10 protein-coding genes are annotated in these 16,404 nt (G+C 65.5%); 1 reads left to right on the top strand and 9 read right to left on the bottom strand.

Translation table 11 applies throughout. From position 1 onward, the window contains the following. Positions 1 to 9: 9 nt before the first annotated feature. The 4 genes from A3CW_RS0114345 to glnA all read right to left on the bottom strand — a co-directional run bounded on the left by A3CW_RS0114345 (position 10) and on the right by glnA (position 6,660). The gene (locus A3CW_RS0114345) at positions 10 to 2,103 is read right to left on the bottom strand and encodes a prolyl oligopeptidase family serine peptidase (protein ID WP_028204197.1); all 2,094 of its coding nucleotides are present in this window, start codon (positions 2,101 to 2,103) and stop codon (positions 10 to 12) included. Between the two features lie 117 nt (positions 2,104 to 2,220). Continuing rightward, positions 2,221 to 3,804: a nitrogen regulation protein NR(I) gene (ntrC, locus tag A3CW_RS0114350; protein ID WP_028204198.1), complete on the bottom strand. Its 1,584-nt coding sequence runs from the start codon at positions 3,802 to 3,804 to the stop codon at positions 2,221 to 2,223. 66 nt (positions 3,805 to 3,870) lie between these two features. Next, positions 3,871 to 5,013 (bottom strand): nitrogen regulation protein NR(II), encoded by a 1,143-nt coding sequence (gene glnL, locus A3CW_RS0114355; protein WP_028204199.1) that lies wholly within the window; start codon positions 5,011 to 5,013, stop codon positions 3,871 to 3,873. Between the two features lie 231 nt (positions 5,014 to 5,244). Continuing rightward, positions 5,245 to 6,660, bottom strand: a complete 1,416-nt coding sequence (glnA, locus tag A3CW_RS0114360) for a type I glutamate--ammonia ligase (RefSeq protein ID WP_028204200.1) — start codon at positions 6,658 to 6,660, stop codon at positions 5,245 to 5,247. Between the two features lie 467 nt (positions 6,661 to 7,127). Here glnA and A3CW_RS0114365 point away from each other — a divergent pair, with 467 nt between their 5' ends. Then, entirely contained in the window at positions 7,128 to 7,592 is a 465-nt protein-coding gene (locus tag A3CW_RS0114365; protein ID WP_028204201.1) for a rhodanese-like domain-containing protein, read from the top strand. A gap of 154 nt (positions 7,593 to 7,746) precedes the next feature. Here the strand turns inward: A3CW_RS0114365 and A3CW_RS0114370 are convergent, their stop codons facing one another. From A3CW_RS0114370 to hrpA, 5 genes are all read right to left on the bottom strand, one after another. Then, a complete protein-coding gene (locus tag A3CW_RS0114370; RefSeq protein ID WP_028204202.1) occupies positions 7,747 to 8,556 on the bottom strand; it encodes a competence/damage-inducible protein A in 810 nt (269 codons plus the stop codon). A 35-nt stretch (positions 8,557 to 8,591) separates the two neighbouring features. Then, a complete protein-coding gene (locus A3CW_RS0114375; protein ID WP_028204203.1) occupies positions 8,592 to 9,425 on the bottom strand; it encodes an EI24 domain-containing protein in 834 nt (277 codons plus the stop codon). A gap of 138 nt (positions 9,426 to 9,563) precedes the next feature. Further along, complete coding sequence (locus tag A3CW_RS0114380; RefSeq protein WP_051481455.1) at positions 9,564 to 10,622, bottom strand: sterol desaturase family protein; 1,059 nt, start codon at positions 10,620 to 10,622, stop codon at positions 9,564 to 9,566. 17 nt (positions 10,623 to 10,639) lie between these two features. Further along, complete coding sequence (locus A3CW_RS0114385) at positions 10,640 to 11,665, bottom strand: YVTN family beta-propeller repeat protein (protein WP_028204205.1); 1,026 nt, start codon at positions 11,663 to 11,665, stop codon at positions 10,640 to 10,642. 145 nt (positions 11,666 to 11,810) lie between these two features. Further along, positions 11,811 to 16,394 carry an ATP-dependent RNA helicase HrpA gene (hrpA, locus tag A3CW_RS0114390; RefSeq protein WP_028204206.1) on the bottom strand — a complete coding sequence of 1,528 codons (4,584 nt, stop codon included), beginning with the start codon at positions 16,392 to 16,394 and terminating at the stop codon, positions 11,811 to 11,813. Positions 16,395 to 16,404: the final 10 nt, after the last annotated feature.

Raw genomic sequence — 16,404 nt, forward strand, 5'->3', positions numbered from 1 at the left:
ACGCGAGCCTTACCAGTTCCCCGCGAGCGTGGTCCACAGAAAGCGATAAACGAGCGCGTCATACTCCGCGCGCTCGAGCGAATCGCTGCCGGGGCCGTGACCGCCTTCGGTGTTCTCCAGATACCAGACATTCGCGTGCCCCTGCTGCTCCATGCGCGCGACCATCTTGCGCGCGTGCGAGGGATGCACGCGGTCATCGCTCGTCGAAGTCGTGAACAGCGACGGCGGATACACGACACCTGGCTTCACATGGTGGTAGGGCGAATAGCCAGCCAGCGCGCGCGATTCTTCGTCATCCTCAGGATCGCCATATTCGTCGATCCATGACGCACCCGCATGCAGCAGCGGGTAGCGCTGCATGTCGAGCAGCGGCACCTCGCACACCACGGCGCCAAACAACTCGGGACGCTGCACCATGCACGCGCCCACGAGCAGCCCGCCGTTGCTGCCGCCCTTGATGCCCAGTTGCGCGGCGCTCGTATAGCCATCGGCAATCAACTGTTCGGCCACCGCGATGAAGTCGTCGAACGAGCGCTGGCGACGCTCGCGCTGGGCCTCGACGTGCCAGGCGGTGCCGTACTCGCCGCCGCCGCGAATGTGCGCGATTGCCACCACACCGCCCTGCTCCAGCCAGCCGATGCCCGAGCCCACGAGATATTGCGGCGTGAGCGCGATTGCGAAACCGCCGTAGCCCGTAAGCAGGCACGGCGACGCCTTGCGTGACTCGCCTTCGAGCACGGCCTTCGGGCCAACTACGGTGAACGGTACGCTCGTGCCATCCGCCGAGCGCGCGTGCGAGCGGATGACCGTGAGCGGCCCGGAATCGAACTGCGTGGGCCAGCGGTCGAGCAATTCCCACTGCTGGAGATCGGTTTGCGCGAGATCGGCGAGCCAGTATTCGGGCGGCAGCAGGTAATCGTCGACGTCGACGAATACCTCGTCGTTGAGCGTGTCTTCGATGGGCGAGACATCCACCTGCGAACTCGCACGCGCAGGGAACAGGCGCGACTCCCAGCGCCACGCGCTACCTTCCTGGTGCGGCTGCCAGAGCATCGTGCGGCTCTCGACATCGTCGAGCCAGGAGACGATCAAGACGTTTTGCGTATTGGTCCAGTCGCATGCCGACGTAACCGGCGTGGGCGTGAAGAGCGTCGTAAACGCGCGCTCGCCCGCGAGGAAAGCGTCTTCGCGGATCACGAGCAACGCACCGCCCTTGTACGCGACACCCGAAACGCTCCAGTCGAGCCGCGGTTCGAGCAGCAGCCAGCCGTGCCACGCGCCGACCGAGACATGCGTAGGCACGTCGTACACCTGCCAGGCGCCACGCCCATCGAGACGATAGGTGTATGAATCGAAGAAGTCGACGCTGCGCACCACGTCGTGGCGCTTCTCGACCGGATCGTAGTCGCCCTCCACGCTGATGTCGCCGAACTCGCCGCTGAACACCACGGGCGCGTCGGCGAGCGCGGTGCCGCGCGTCCAGCGGCGCACCTCGCGCGGATAGCCCGAGCGCGTGAGCATCTTCTTGCCGCTCTTGCCGCCCGCGTCCCATCCCAGGTACACGGTATCGCGATCGATCCACGAAATGATGTGCTTGCCTTCCTTCGCAATGGCGAAGCCATCGTCGAGGAATTCGCGCTTCACGATGTCGAACTCGCGCACGATGACCGCGTCGGAGCCGCCATCGGAAAGCTGGATCAGCGCGCGGTCGCCATCCGGGTAGAGGATGTCGATGCCCGCGCACACCCATGGCATGCCCTCTTTCGCGCCGAGCGCGTCGAAGTCGATCAGCGTTTGCCACTGCGGCTTGTGGGCGCGCCAGTCGGCCCAGAGCGCGCGGCGCCACAGTCCCTTGGGATTGTCCTCGTCCTCCCAGAGGTCGTAGGCCCACTCCTGCCAGCGGCTCGGGATCACGGGCCGCTCGCGCGGCAAGTAGGCCTGGGCGAGGCGCGTTTCGAGCGCCTCGAAACGCGCACCGCCCTGCCACGCGGCGCGCGTGCGTGCGTTCTGCGATTCGACCCAGGCCATGACGGCAGGGTCGTCGAGCGATTCGAGCGAAAGGAAAGGATCGGCCTCGGTGGGCCAGGGAGAAGTCACAGGCATGATCGGTCGTCGACAGGAAAACAGCGTCGATTATGCCCTGTGTGCGCGCCGGTGCACTGCGCATCGGGCCGACTCGCGTTGCGCGAGGCCGGCCCGATGCCACCTGCTAATCCACGCTCATTCCAGATTGAGTTCCTGGATCTTGCGCGTGATGGTATTGCGGCCGATGCCAAGACGCTCGGCCGCCTCGACCTTGCGCCCGCGCGTGAAGTCGAGCGCCTCGCGGATCACGGCGGCTTCGAAGCGGCGCGAGAGTTCGTCCATGACATCGGCGCTGTTTTCGCGCAAGAGACGCGCGACTTCCGTGCGCAGACCGCTCTCCCACACGCTCAGCGGCGAGACAGCGGCAGCGGTGCCGTTGGACGCGCCGAACGCCGGCGTCCCGAACACCACGCCGCCCGAGACGCCGCCGAGCGCGCCGGGCAAGCCCGCGCCCGCCACGCCACCCGCAACCGGCGACATGCCGCCCGCGCCATTGGTCGCCGCGCCCGCTTCGGAAGCGGCCGAAGCCTCAGCGAGATGCACCGCCGCACCCGCCGAGCCGTGCGCAGGCACGAGGTCAGGTGGCAGATCCTTGATCTCGACGGTCTGCGCGGGCGCCATCACGGTGAGCCAGTTCGCGAGATTCTCGAGCTGGCGCACATTGCCCGGAAACGGCAGCGCCGACATCCACGCAAGCGCCTCGTCCGACACGCGCTTGGGCTCCACGCCCAGCTCGCGCGCGCTTTTCTGGAGGAAGTGGCGCGCGAGCAGCGGAATGTCCTCGCTGCGCTCGCGCAGCGCAGGCAAACGCAGGCGAATCACGTTGAGCCGGTGATACAAGTCCTCGCGGAACAGCCCCTGGCGCACGCGCGTTTCGAGGTTCTGGTGCGTCGCGGCGATCACGCGCACGTTCGCACGCAGCGGGTTGTGCCCGCCCACCCGGTAGAACTGCCCATCAGAGAGCACACGCAAGAGACGCGTTTGCAGGTCGAACGGCATGTCGCCGATTTCGTCGAGGAACAGCGTGCCGTTCTCGGCCTGCTCGAAGCGGCCCTGGCGCATGGCCTGCGCGCCGGTGAACGCGCCACGTTCGTGGCCGAACAGTTCGGATTCCAGAAGATCCTTCGGGATCGCCGCGGTGTTCAGCGCGATGAACGGCCCGTTCGCGCGTGGGCTATGTCGGTGCAAGGCGCGCGCGACAAGCTCCTTTCCGGTGCCAGACTCGCCGGTGATGAGCACGGTCGCCGCCGAATGCGAAAGCCGCCCGATGGCGCGGAACATGTCCTGCATGGCCGGCGCCTGGCCGAGCATCTCGGGCGCTTCGGCGGGACGCTCGTCCCACTGTTGCTCGCCGCGCATGCTTTCGTCCACGGCGCGGCGAATCAGCTCGACGGCCTTGTCGACGTCGAACGGCTTGGCGAGATACTCGAACGCGCCGCCCTGAAACGCGGCGACCGCGCTGTCGAGGTCGGAGAACGCCGTCATGATGATGACGGGCAAGCCCGGCACGCGCTCACGCACGGTTTGCAGCAGCTCGAGGCCCGAGCCGCCCGGCATGCGGATGTCGGAGACGAGCACCTGCGGGCTGTCGTGGTCGAGCGCGCTCGCGGCTTCGCGCACGTTCGAAAAGCTGCGGGTGGCGAAGTTCTCGCGGGCAAGGGCCTTTTCGAGCACCCAGCGTATCGATTGGTCGTCGTCTACTATCCAGATCGGCTTCATAAGATCGGTCAGAAGTCCTGGTGGCGTGCGGTATCAGTAAATCCAGATTCAGGTTTAGCTATCGATTCAACTATCGAGCGGCAGCAATATCTGAAACTCGGTGTGGCCCGGCCGGCTATCCACTTCGATGAGTCCGTCGTGCTGCTGCACGAACGTCTGCGCGAGCGTGAGGCCGAGACCGCTGCCATCCTCGCGTCCGGAGACGAGCGGATAGAAGATGCGGTCGCGAATATCCTCGGGAATGCCGGGTCCGTTGTCAGTGATATGCAAGTCCAGTGCCAGCTTGCACAAGCGTTTGGAAATCGTGACCTTGCGCGCAATGCGCGTGCGCAATTCAATGCGCGCGTCGCCCTGCGAAATGCGCTCGCGCAGCGCCTGCGCCGCATTGCGCACGATGTTCAGCAGTGCCTGGATCAACTGCTCCTTGTCGCCGCGCAGGTCGGGCACGCTCACGTCGTAGTCGCGCTCGATGGTGAGGCCGCGCGGAAATTCCGCGAGGATCACGGCGCGCACGCGCTCGCACACTTCGTGAATATTCACGTCACCGACGATATGCGGATGCCGGTGCGGCTCCAGCAGCCGGTCGACGAGCGTCTGCAGGCGGTCCGACTCCTTGATGATCACCTGCGTGTACTCGCGCAGTTCGTCGCGCTCCAGCGCGCCGAGTTCGAATTCGAGCAGCTGCGCCGCGCCGCGAATACCGCCGAGCGGGTTCTTGATCTCGTGCGCGAGATTGCGGATCAGATGCTTGTTCACCGCGGTGAGGTCGTGAATGCGCTCCTCGCGGTCGCTGCGCAGGTGCCGCTCGTTCTCGAAGAGTTCGAGCAGCACGTAATCGGGCGAGCTTTCGAGAAAACCCACGACCGCATGCACGTTCAGCGGTTCGCGTCCGGGGCGTTCCAGCGAAGCGTCGAGCCGCGTCGCGTGAAAGCGATGCTCGGCGATCGATGCGATCGTCGAGAGCAGTTCGTCCGCATTCGAGAAGAGATCGGACCACGCCATCTGCGCGAGTTGACGGCGCGAGAGATCGAGCATCGCCTCCGCCGAAGGATTCGCGAAGGCGACACGCAGCGTGCGCTTGTCGAGCACGAGCACGACCGTGGGCAGCGCCTCGAAGCCGGGCAACAGGCCCGACTCGACGAGCGGCGCGTCGTCGGAGAGCGGTTCGGCGTGGCCCTTTCTTGCCTTGATCAGATTCTTGAGCACCATGTTTCAGGCCGGCCGCCATGCGGCGCACCAGCAACGGTCCTGGTCGTTAATTCTGGTCAATACGCTGGTCAACAAGCGGGTCAATACGCCTCGTCGACAAGCGACAAGGCGGCCCAACGAAAAAGGGACGGCACCGCCGTCCCTTGGAGACCCAACGCGCACGCGTCCTGCGAGTCGAAGAAACTGAACCGGCGCTTCGCTGTGTAGCGTGCAGCGAAGCGCCATCGCCAATTACAGCGAGTAGTACAGTTCGAACTCGACCGGGTGCGTGGTCATACGCACGCGTTGCAGTTCGCTTTCCTTGAGCGCGAGGTACGCGTCGATCATGCCGTCGGTGAACACACCACCGCGCGTCAGGAACTCGCGATCCTTGTCGAGCGCGTCGAGCGCCTGGTCGAGGCCGGCGCAAACGGTCGGGATCTTTGCATCCTCTTCCGGCGGCAGGTCGTACAGGTTCTTGTCGGCGGCTTCGCCCGGGTGGATCTTGTTCTGCACGCCGTCCAGACCTGCCATCATCAGTGCCGAGAAGCACAGGTACGGGTTGGCGAGCGGATCCGGGAAGCGCGTTTCGATACGGCGGCCCTTCGGGTTCGACACGTGCGGAATACGGATCGATGCCGAACGGTTGCGTGCCGAGTAAGCGAGCTTGACCGGCGCTTCGAAGTGCGGAACGAGACGCTTGTACGAGTTCGTGCCCGGGTTCGTGATGGCGTTCAGCGCGCGAGCGTGCTTGATGATGCCGCCGATGTAGAACAGCGCGAATTCCGACAGACCTGCGTAGCCATTACCCGCGAACAGGTTCTGGCCGTCCTTCCAGATCGACTGGTGAACGTGCATGCCCGAACCGTTGTCGCCGACGACCGGCTTCGGCATGAACGTCGCCGTCTTGCCGTACGTGTGCGCCACGTTGTGGACGATGTACTTCAGTTGCTGCGTCCAGTCCGCGCGCTGAACCAGCGTCGAGAACTTCGTGCCGATTTCGTTCTGGCCCTGGCCCGCCACTTCGTGGTGGTGCACTTCGACCGGGATGCCGATCTGCTCGAGCAGCAGACACATTTCCGAGCGGATGTCCTGGAACGTGTCGACCGGCGCGACCGGGAAGTAGCCGCCCTTCGTGCCCGGACGGTGACCCGTGTTGCCGCCTTCGATTTCGCGGCCCGACGACCACGGTGCTTCATCCGAGCCGATCTTCACGAAGCAGCCCGACTGATCCGTGTTCCACTGGATCGAATCGAAAATGAAGAATTCCGGCTCCGGACCGAAGAAGGCGGTGTCGCCCAGGCCCGTGCTCTTCAGGTAGGCCTCAGCGCGCTTGGCGAGCGAACGCGGGTCGCGCTCGTAGCCCTTGCCGTCGGCCGGCTCGACCACGTCGCAGGTCAGCACGAGCGTCGATTCTTCGTAGAACGGGTCGATGAAGGCCGTGTTCGGGTCCGGCACGAGCAGCATGTCCGAGGCTTCGATGCCCTTCCAGCCGGCGATCGACGAACCGTCAAACGCATGACCCGACTCGAACTTGTCTTCGTCGAATGCCGACAGCGGAACCGAAACGTGCTGCTCCTTGCCGCGCGTGTCCGTGAAGCGGAAGTCGACAAACTTGACGTCTTCGTCCTTGACGAGTTGCATGACGTCGGCCACGGATTTACTCATAACCTATTCTCCTGATTAACGATTTCGGCGAACGCTGCCGCCGTCCCAATCTTGTTGATCCCCGCCGGCCGCCTCCTTCCCAGGTCTGTCCTGCTTGACCTCGGCTGGCCGGCTGCGAATCGATCGAGACGTATAAAGCAGCTTCCGTGCCATGCATGCGCCAACGTGGCGCAAAACCCTTTCGCGACACGCACTTGGAGTCAAAAATCGTGCGCCGCGCTTTGGTGGAGCCGCCAGCGTGGCGGCTCATCGGCACCAAATTCGTGCACTCCCGAATTTGGCGCGCGAATCTCTCTTCATTATGGTGCAAAACACCTCTTATGCACCATTTCAATGCATCCCGCCCTTTGTACCGGCCCAAGCATCGCGCTGATACGGTTTCGCCTTGTCCCGGACCGTCCTACCCGCTCCGTCCCCGCGCGCTAGAATGGTTTTTTGGTCCAACGCGAAACAGGAGATCCGTTGTCATGAGTACGCTCGAACAGTTGTACGCCCAAGCGGAGAAGCGCCGCGTCGAGAACCAGCTGCCCTACGCGGGCGCGGTATCGCCCGCAGAGGCATTCGAGCTTCTGCAACTCGACCCGCGTGCGCGCCTCGTCGACGTGCGCACGCGCGCTGAACTCGACTGGGTCGGCCGTCCCGTCGTGGGCGACGGCCAATATTCGCACATCGAATGGACCCGCTATCCGGGCGGCGTGCCCAACGCCGAGTTCCTCACCCAGCTCAAGAGCGCCGTGGAAGCCGACGCGCCCGTGCTGTTCCTGTGCCGCAGCGCCGCGCGCTCCAAGCTCGCCGCCATCGAGGCCGCAAAGGCCGGCTTCACGAAGGCCTATGACCTGCTCGAAGGCTTCGAAGGCGACAAGGACGGCCAGGGGCACCGCAAGACCGTCACCGGCTGGTGCTTCCGAGGCCTGCCGTGGATCGGCGCCTAAGACCGCTGCGCTCCAACCTGACGGGCCACTCTGAGCGCCCGGTGTGACACGCCGATGATGCGCCGCCTGCCCTACAGGCGTACGCGGCGCACCTTCACACGCTGATTCAAAAACCGGCGCGCGGCCCACTGCGGCGCTCGCGATCGGGCGAGCCTTAGCCCGGCGCCGCCGGCTCGACCACATCGCCGCCCAGCTCGTGCACGCCTTCGCGCAGCTTCACGAATGCCGCCGCCACGGCTTCGGGCTCGCCCTTCACGCCCAGATCGATGTGCCGGCGCGCATAAATACCGCCGCGCTCCGTATCGCCCACGCTCGGCAGGCTGAACACCCGCACGCCCTGAAAATCGCGCTCGATGCGCTCCATGAGCGGCGTGAGCGTCGACTCCGGCAGCTCGAACACGAGCAGCGACTTCTCGGCGTGCGGCGTCTGGTGATGCAGGTGTGCGTACTTCGTGTCGAGCACCCACTCGATCATCGGCCAGGCCATCACGGGGAAACCGGGCACGAAGTAATGATCGCGAATCGAAAAGCCCGGAATCTTGTTGTAGCCGTTCGGGATGATCTCGCAGCCCTGCGGGAACGTGCCCATCTGGAAGCGGTGCAGGTTCTCGGGTGACTGGTAGTTCACGGGATCGGCGCCCGTGTGCATGTCGCGGATGCGCTCGCGGATCGCCGCTTCGGCGTCGGGGTGCAACGCGAGCGGCACGCCCAGCGCCGCTGCGGCGCACTGGCGAGTGTGGTCGTCCGGCGTCGCGCCGATGCCGCCCGTCGAGAACACGATGTCGCCCGAAGCGAACGAGCGCCGCAACGTTTCGGTGATGCGCTCGGGGTCGTCGCCCACGTACTGGGCCCACTCGAGCGAGAGGCCGCGCGCGCCGAGCAGTTCGATGACCTTCGGCAGATGCTTGTCGGAGCGGCGCCCCGAGAGAATCTCGTCGCCGATGATGATGACGCCAAATGCCATGGGTCGCCTCGTTGGATTGTCTTGATGATTAAGCGTTAGTGCACGATCGTCACGTCGCCGGACGCCTGCTGCACTTCGTGAGCGCGCATGCGCTGAAGCGCGCGCAGGCAGTAGTGTCCGAACCAGAGCGCCGTGAACACCAGAATGAACGCATAGATCCAGATGGTCACCGCCGCCAGCACCGGGAAGAACAGCAGCAGCCACGCTGATACGGCCCAGATCGCCGTGGGCAGCGAGCCCAGCAGTCCGCTCACCACGCCGATCACGAGCAGCGGCAGGCGGTGGCTGCGCACCAGCGCGCGGCGCTCCTCCACGCTTGCGTGCAGCGCGAGCGCGTCGTAGGTCATCACCCGATACGTGAGCCAGCCCCACAAGAGCGGCGGAATGAGCGCGAAGAACGGTGGAATGAGCCACAGCGGCAGCGTCACGATCATCACGATCAGGCAGACGAGGGTCGTGGCAAGCGCATAGAACAGGCTGCCGTACCAGCTGCCGCCGCGCCGCATTTCGAGCATCCCGTACTGGCGCTTCGAAAGATGGCGAATCACGCGCGGCATCGAAATCGCGACGATCAGCAGCAGAACCGAGATCACGATGAGCGGAATCGTCAGGATGATGACGAGAAACGGCGCGATCGTCGCACGCAGCCAGCCGAAGCCGAGCGCGTCGAATAGATGATAGAGATAGGTCGTCGACGACCAGTTCGCGAGCGCGCCGCGCATGAGGTCGAGCAGCGGCTGCCAGAACACATAGAGCACGGCGCCCCACACCGCCGCCGCCACGAGAAATGGCACGAAGGTGAGGAGCAGCATGGCGGGATGGAACACGCTCGCGAGCGCGCGTCCGAACGAGCGCAACAGGTCATTCATGCGAGCGGAATACGGCGAAAAGGACAGGTAGAGAACACGGTGTCGGCGAAATCGGTGCGACCAAGCCGACAGCATAAACCACCGCGCGTACGGCGGGTAAGACGGGTGCGAGGAAGCGCAAGGGCGCCGCGCCGGCGCTCAGGTCACGGTGGCGTCGTCGCGCGCCTCGGCTGGCGCGCCAGTGGCAGCATGGGCGCGCGAACGCAGGCGCCGCGCGATGCGGGTGAACGCATAACCCTGCTGCGCCCAGAAGCCCTCGCCATAGCGCGCGCCTTCGAGCTGGTCGCGAATGCCCGTGGGCTCGATCTCGCGATTGAACGACGCGCTGCCGAACATCATGTCCCACCAGGGAAACAGCACGCCGAAGTTGCAGCCATAGTGGGTGCCTTCGTGGCCATAGCCGATGGCGTGATGGCGGCGGTGAAAACGCGGGCTCACCACGAGCCGCTCGCCGAGCCAGCCGAAATGCACGCGGATGTTGGCGTGCTGCACGCTCTGCACGAAGTTCGTGAGCGCGACGAGCACAACGAACTGCGCGGGCGGCACCCCGATGACGAGCGCCACGGCGGCGAACATGCATGATTGTCCGATCACGTCGAGCAGGTGGTTGCGGTCATCGCACCAGAGCGACATCTTGCGCTGGCTGTGATGCACGGCGTGCAGCTCCCACCAGATGCCGTAGCGATGCGAAAGCCGGTGATACCAGTAGCTGAAGAAGTCGAGCACCACGAGGTAGATCGCGAACGCCACGAGCGGCTGCGTGGTCACACCCGGCCAGAGATTGTCGAGATCCACCGTCTTCACGCCCATGAGCCGCAGCGCGCTCTGCGCACGGTCGAAGAACGGCTGCATCGTGAAGAAGAACAGCAGGTTCAGAATGCCGAGGCGCGTGACCCACGTGTAGAGCGCATCGACGCCCACACCCTTGCGGTCGCGCCACTTCTCCGCGGGCACGAGCGCTTCGAGCGGGCGCAGCAGCGTGTACATCAGGCCCACTTCGAGCAGGCCCACGATCACCCAGTACAGCGCGTCGTAGGTGTCTTCATCCACGTTCATCATGCCGACGCGGAAGAGCAGCGGCTGAATGACGTTGATGTAGAGGAGCGTTTGCAGCCAGGAGACGAGGTCGTCTGCCGACGCGACCACGGACTGCCCCGCGTGCGCGACGAAGGCCAGCAACGACGCCACCGTATCCATGCGCGCGCCCCGTTGCTTTAAGCCCCGTTCGGCGCCGTGACGGGCGCGCGATCGTAGAAGTAGATGCCATGCGGCGAGCGGCCCACAGCGATGGTCTTGATGAGCTTCCGGGTTTGCATGTCGATGAGGCCGATGTGCTTCGCGAAACGGAACGTCACCCACAGGTAGCGCTTGTCGGCGGTCAGCTCCATGTCGTCGGGGCCGGGCATCAGGCCGCTGATCTCGCCGGTCTTTTCGAGGGTGTCCTCGTCGATGATGCTGATGACGTTCGCCACACGGCTCGACACCAGCACGTGGCGGCCGTCCACGAGCGAGCGGAAGTTGTGCGCGGCCTTGCCCACCTGGATCGTCTTGACGATCTTCTGGTTGCGCCAGTCCACCACCGCCACGTAGTCGGCGCCCGTCATGCCGATGAGCAGGTACTTGTCGCCGGGCGTGAGCCACAGGCCTGCCGGTGCGGCACCGACCTTCATCTTCCAGAGCAGCTTCTGCGTCGGCAGATCGACCGCCGCGATTTCGCCCGAGACCTGCAGCGAAACGAACACGGTGCGGCTGTCGTTCGTGAACGCCAGGTGGCTCGGCATGGCCGAGAGCGGCAGGCGTTTGGCGAGCGTGATGTTGCTGCCGCCAGCGTAGTTGTAGATGTCGAGGCGGTCGAGGCGCAGGCCCGTGGTGACGAACCACTTGCGGTCGGGCGAGAAGCCGAGCTGGTACGGGTCTTCGACGTTTTCGACCCAGCGCTGCGGCTTGCCGGTTTTCGGATCGACGAACAGGAGGTTGTTCGACACCGAGTTCGCGACGATCAGCGAGGTGTTGTCCGGCGTGGGAAACAGGTGGTGCGGTTCCTTGCCCGTGGGCACGGTGCCGACGACTTCGTGCGTCTTGTCGTCGATGAGGCTCAGCGTGGCTTCGCCCGAATTCAGGACGATGATGTTGTTCGCGTAAGCGGCCGTGGAGGCGAAGGTGGCAAGCGTCGCTGCGCAAGCGAGCGCAAACGTTGCGGCCTTGGCGGCGACGCGGCTAAAGGTGTTGTTGTTCGACATGAAGAATCGTTCCCGGGCAGATTCGTGATTGTAGAACGTCTACCCGCACGCAAGGTTGACGTAGGGCCCTTGAAATATGCAAGGGGCGCAATTAAGCGCCCCTTTTTCGAACAATTCGAACAACTGTTATGGCCCGTAATGCGCCTTATCGCTGCATCGATTCCCATACCTTGTGGAGGCGCTTGACCGAAACCGGCATCGGCGTGCGCAATTCCTGCGCGAAGAGCGAGATGCGCAGCTCTTCGAGCAGCCAGCGGAACTCCGAAAGACGCGGATCGAACACGCCGCCGCGCTGCGAGAGCGCGCGCTGATACTGCTGCGCGAGCGGCTGGAATTCCGCGGCCTGGCGCGCGTCGCGCGCGGGGTCGGCGCGCAGCTTGTCGATACGCAGCGCGACGCCCTTCAAGTAGCGCGGGAAATGCACGAGCTGCGCATAGGGCGTCTCCAGAATGAAGCGCTTGCTGATGAGCGCGTCGACCTGCGCCTGCATGTCCGCCCCCGGCGCGCCGAAGGCCTTGGCCTGCACGAGCTTCTTGGCCAACGACGCGTACTCCGCGAGAATCTGCCCCACCAGACGCGCGATTTCCTGCGCGAGCAGCGAGAGACGTCCGCGGCCTTCGTCCTTGCGTGCGTGGAAGCTCGCGTCGTCGTCGGGCAGCGGGTCTTGCAGGCAGGCGCGGTCGAGCGCGAGTTCGACCAGCTGGTCGCGCAGTTCCTCCTGCGTGGCGCGCGCCATGAACTGCATCGCCATCTCGCGCAGACCCGGCAGGTTCTTCTCCAGGTAGCGGATCGGCTCGCGCAGCTGCAGCGCGAAGAGCCGGCGCAGCCCCGCGCGATGGATGCGCGCGGCCTCCTCCGGCGAATCGAACACTTCGACGTCGCAATGGGTGCCGCGATCGACGAGCGCCGGATAGCCGAACAGCGTCTGTCCGCCGCGGCGGATTTCCAGCAGCTCGGGCAGCTTGCCGAAATTCCACGTCGTGAGGTTTTCGTAGAGCGCCGTGGCGGGCGTTGCGTCACCCGGCGCGAGCGTATGCGGCGCGTTGGTCTTTTGCGGCGCGTGGTGGTTTGCGACGCGCTCGACCTGGGCGTTCTGAGTTACCTCACCGCCCTGCGCATGCGTTTCCAGCGCGGCGAGCGCAGTCGCGCTCGCAAGCTTCTGAAACTGCTGCTGCGCCTGCGCGCCGAGTTCGGCGCGCAGTTGCGCGAGGTTGCGGCCCATCGCGAGCTGGCGACCATGCTCGTCGATCACCTTGAAGTTCATGAAGAGGTGCGCGGGCAGCGTCTCCAGCTTGAAATCGGCGGACTTCAGGGCGATCTGCTTTTGCTCGCGCACGTCGGCGATCAGCGCTTCCATGAGCCCGCCCGCACCGAAACGCTCGCCGCCCACGCGCTCCGCGAAGCCGGCCGCGTACTCGGGCAGCGGCACGCAGTGGCGGCGCAGTTTCTGCGGCAGCGACTTCAGGAGCAGTTGCGCCTTCTCCTTGAGCATACCCGGCACGAGCCATTCGCAGCGGCGCGCATCGACCTGGTTGAGCGCGTAGAGCGGCACCGCGAGCGTCACGCCGTCGCGCGGCGAGCCCGGCTCGAAGTGATACGTGAGCGCCATCGCCACGCCCGACATCGTCATGCGCTTCGGGAACAGCTCGGTCGTCACGCCCGCTGCTTCGTGGCGCATCAGGTCGTCGCGAGAGAGGTACAAAAGACGCAGCTTGTCCTCGGGCTGGCCGCCCTTCCTCACCTCGTCGCGATACCAGCGCTCGAACGACGCCCCCGAGTAAATGCCTTCGGGAATCGCCTGATCGTAGAAGCCGTAGATCAGCTCATCGTCGACCAGCACGTCCTGGCGGCGCGACTTGTGTTCCAGTTGCTCGATATCGGCGAGCAGCTTGCGGTTGTGCGCGAAGAACGCGAGCTTCGTGTCGAATTCGCCTTCCACGAGCGCGCCGCGAATAAAGAGTTCGCGCGCACGGGCCGGGTCCTGCTTGCCGAACGCCACGCGCCGGCGTTGATACACCGTCAGGCCATACAGCACCCCGCGCTCGAACGCGCTCACCTGCGCCGCGCGTTTTTCCCAATGCGGCTCGGAGAGCGACTTCTTCAGCAAATGCGCGCCAACCTTCTCCAGCCACTCGGGCTCGATCTTCGCGATGCAGCGCGCGTAGAGGCGGCTCGTTTCGACGAGTTCGGCCGCCACCACCCAGCGCCCCGCCTTCTTCACGAGCGCCGAGCCCGGCCACAGATGGAATTTGATGCCGCGCGCGCCGAGGTAATGCGGCTCGTCGTCGGCCTTCAGGCCGATATTGCCGAGCAGGCCCGTGAGCAGCGAGTGATGGATCTGCTCGTAGGTTGCATCCGCTTCGTTGATGCGCCAGCCATGCTCGCGCACCACGGTCAGCAATTGCGAATGCACGTCGCGCCATTCGCGCAGACGCAGGTGCGACAGGAAATTCGCGCGGCAGGCATCGAGCAGCTGCCGGTTGGACTTCTTGTGCGCGACGGCCTCCTCGAACCAGGCCCAGATCTTGAGCCACTGGAGAAACTCGGAGCGCTCGTCGGCAAAACGGCGATGCGCCTGGTCCGCCTGCTCCTGCGCCTCGATCGGCCGGTCGCGCGGATCCTGCACCGAAAGCGCGCTCGCGATGATGAGCACTTCGCGCAGCGCCTGCTCGTCGCGCGCGCCGAGAATCATGCGGCCCACGCGCGGATCGAGCGGCAGGCGCGCGAGTTCGCGGCCGAGCGGCGTGAGCGCGTTGTCGTCGTCCACGGCGCCGAGTTCGTTGAGCAGCTGGTAGCCGTCGGCGATCGCGCGGCCCGGCGGCGGCTCGATGAACGGGAACGTCTCGATCGCCGTGAGATGCAGCGACTTCATGCGCAGAATCACGGCAGCGAGCGACGAGCGCAGGATTTCCGGATCGGAGAAGCGCGGCCGCGCGATGAAATCCGCTTCCTCGTAAAGCCGGATGCAGATGCCGTCCGCGACACGCCCGCAACGGCCCGCGCGCTGGCTCGCCGCCGCCTGTGCAATCGACTCGATCTGCAACTGCTCGACCTTGTTGCGATACGAATAGCGCTTCACGCGCGCGAGGCCCGTATCGACCACGTAGCGGATGCCCGGCACTGTAAGCGACGTTTCGGCCACATTGGTCGCGAGCACGATGCGGCGCGCGTTCGACGGCTTGAATACGCGCTCCTGCTCCTGCGCGGAAAGCCGTGCGAACAGCGGCAGGATTTCCGTGTGCGGCGGATGATGCTTGCGCAGCGCCTCGGCCGCGTCGCGGATTTCGCGCTCGCCGGGCAGGAACACCAGCACGTCGCCCGAGCCTTCGCGGCAGAGTTCGTCGACGGCATCGACGATCGCTTCCATCAGGTCGCGATCGGTATCGCGTTGCGACTTCGCGCCTTTTTCGCGGCCCGTCGTGCCCTGCGCGTTCTTCACCGCCGGGCTGTCTTCCTGCACCGGGCGATAGCGCACCTCGACGGGATACAGCCGCCCGCTCACCTCGATCACCGGCGCGGGCTTTTCCTCGCTGCCGAAGTGGCGCGCGAAGCGATCGGCGTCGATGGTCGCCGAAGTCACGATCAGCTTGAGGTCGGGCCGGTGCGGCAGAATCTCCTTCAGATAGCCGAGCAGGAAGTCGATGTTCAGGCTGCGCTCGTGCGCCTCGTCGATGATGATGGTGTCGTAGGCCTTGAGCAGCGGATCGGTTTGCGTCTCCGCGAGCAAAATGCCGTCGGTCATGAGCTTGACCGAGGCGCCCGGCGAGAGATTGTCGGTGAAGCGCACCTTGTAGCCGACCACTTCGCCGAACGGCGTACTGAGTTCGTCGGCGATGCGCCGCGCCGTGGCCGAAGCCGCGATCCGGCGCGGCTGCGTATGGCCGATCAATCCCGTGCCGCCCGCGCCGAGGCCGCGGCCCAGCGCGAGCGCGATCTTCGGCAACTGCGTGGTCTTGCCCGAGCCCGTTTCGCCGCTCACGATCACGACCTGATTCTGGGCAATCGCACGTGCGATTTCCTCACGTCGGCCGGAGACCGGCAGCGCTTCGGGGAACGTGATGGGCGGCACCTTGTTCGGCTCGACGTTCGTGCGCGGTGCACGCGGCGGACGCTCCTGGCGTTCGGCGCGCGGCGCGCGATCACGTTCACGTTCGCCTTCGTTGCCGGGGCGCGGCGCGTGTTCCGATTTCGGCTTTGCGGGTCGCTGCGGATTCGGCGGGTTCTGCGGCTTCGCCTGCTTCGGGGGTTGCTGCGCGCGCGGCGGTTGATTGCGCGGCGCCTCGGCGCGCCCCTCGCCCGATTCGTTGGAGCGGTCTCGCGGCGCGTTTCGCTGCGCCGGGCGTTGATCGTCGCGCACCTCGCGTGGCTTGGCCGGCTGCGCGGCGCGGCGCTCCGTACGCGGTTCGCCTCGCGATGGAGATTGTGACTGCGGCGCGGCCTTCGTTTCGCCTCCCTGCTCAGGGCGCTGATCTGGGCGCTGCTCCGCGCGCGGCGGCGTCTGCTGCTGCGTCTGCGGTTGCGTCTGCTCCGCGCGCTTGTCCTGCACGCGCGCGCCGCCCAGCGCGCCGCCGCCTATCAGCGCGCCAAGCTTGTCCGTCGACGCGAGCTTTTGCCCGTCGCCATACTTCTGCGACGCGCTTTTCGCTTTCGCGCCGTCCTGCGCCGTTTCCTTCCCGGCCGGGGTGTTGCTGCCCTGCGCCGAGGCAGGTCTTTTGGGTACATTCGACATGGGGGCGCAT

The organism is Paraburkholderia nodosa DSM 21604 (genome assembly GCF_000519185.1).
GTDB lineage: Bacteria > Pseudomonadota > Gammaproteobacteria > Burkholderiales > Burkholderiaceae > Paraburkholderia > Paraburkholderia nodosa.

Coding starts and splice junctions, on each gene's coding strand:
- A3CW_RS0114345 (WP_028204197.1), bottom strand. CDS start 2,103: ATGCCTGTGACTTCTCCCTGGCCCACCGAGGCCGATCCTTTCCTTTCG.
- ntrC (WP_028204198.1), bottom strand. CDS start 3,804: ATGAAGCCGATCTGGATAGTAGACGACGACCAATCGATACGCTGGGTG.
- glnL (WP_028204199.1), bottom strand. CDS start 5,013: ATGGTGCTCAAGAATCTGATCAAGGCAAGAAAGGGCCACGCCGAACCG.
- glnA (WP_028204200.1), bottom strand. CDS start 6,660: ATGAGTAAATCCGTGGCCGACGTCATGCAACTCGTCAAGGACGAAGAC.
- A3CW_RS0114365 (WP_028204201.1), top strand. CDS start 7,128: ATGAGTACGCTCGAACAGTTGTACGCCCAAGCGGAGAAGCGCCGCGTC.
- A3CW_RS0114370 (WP_028204202.1), bottom strand. CDS start 8,556: ATGGCATTTGGCGTCATCATCATCGGCGACGAGATTCTCTCGGGGCGC.
- A3CW_RS0114375 (WP_028204203.1), bottom strand. CDS start 9,425: ATGAATGACCTGTTGCGCTCGTTCGGACGCGCGCTCGCGAGCGTGTTC.
- A3CW_RS0114380 (WP_051481455.1), bottom strand. CDS start 10,622: ATGGATACGGTGGCGTCGTTGCTGGCCTTCGTCGCGCACGCGGGGCAG.
- A3CW_RS0114385 (WP_028204205.1), bottom strand. CDS start 11,665: ATGTCGAACAACAACACCTTTAGCCGCGTCGCCGCCAAGGCCGCAACG.
- hrpA (WP_028204206.1), bottom strand. CDS start 16,394: ATGTCGAATGTACCCAAAAGACCTGCCTCGGCGCAGGGCAGCAACACC.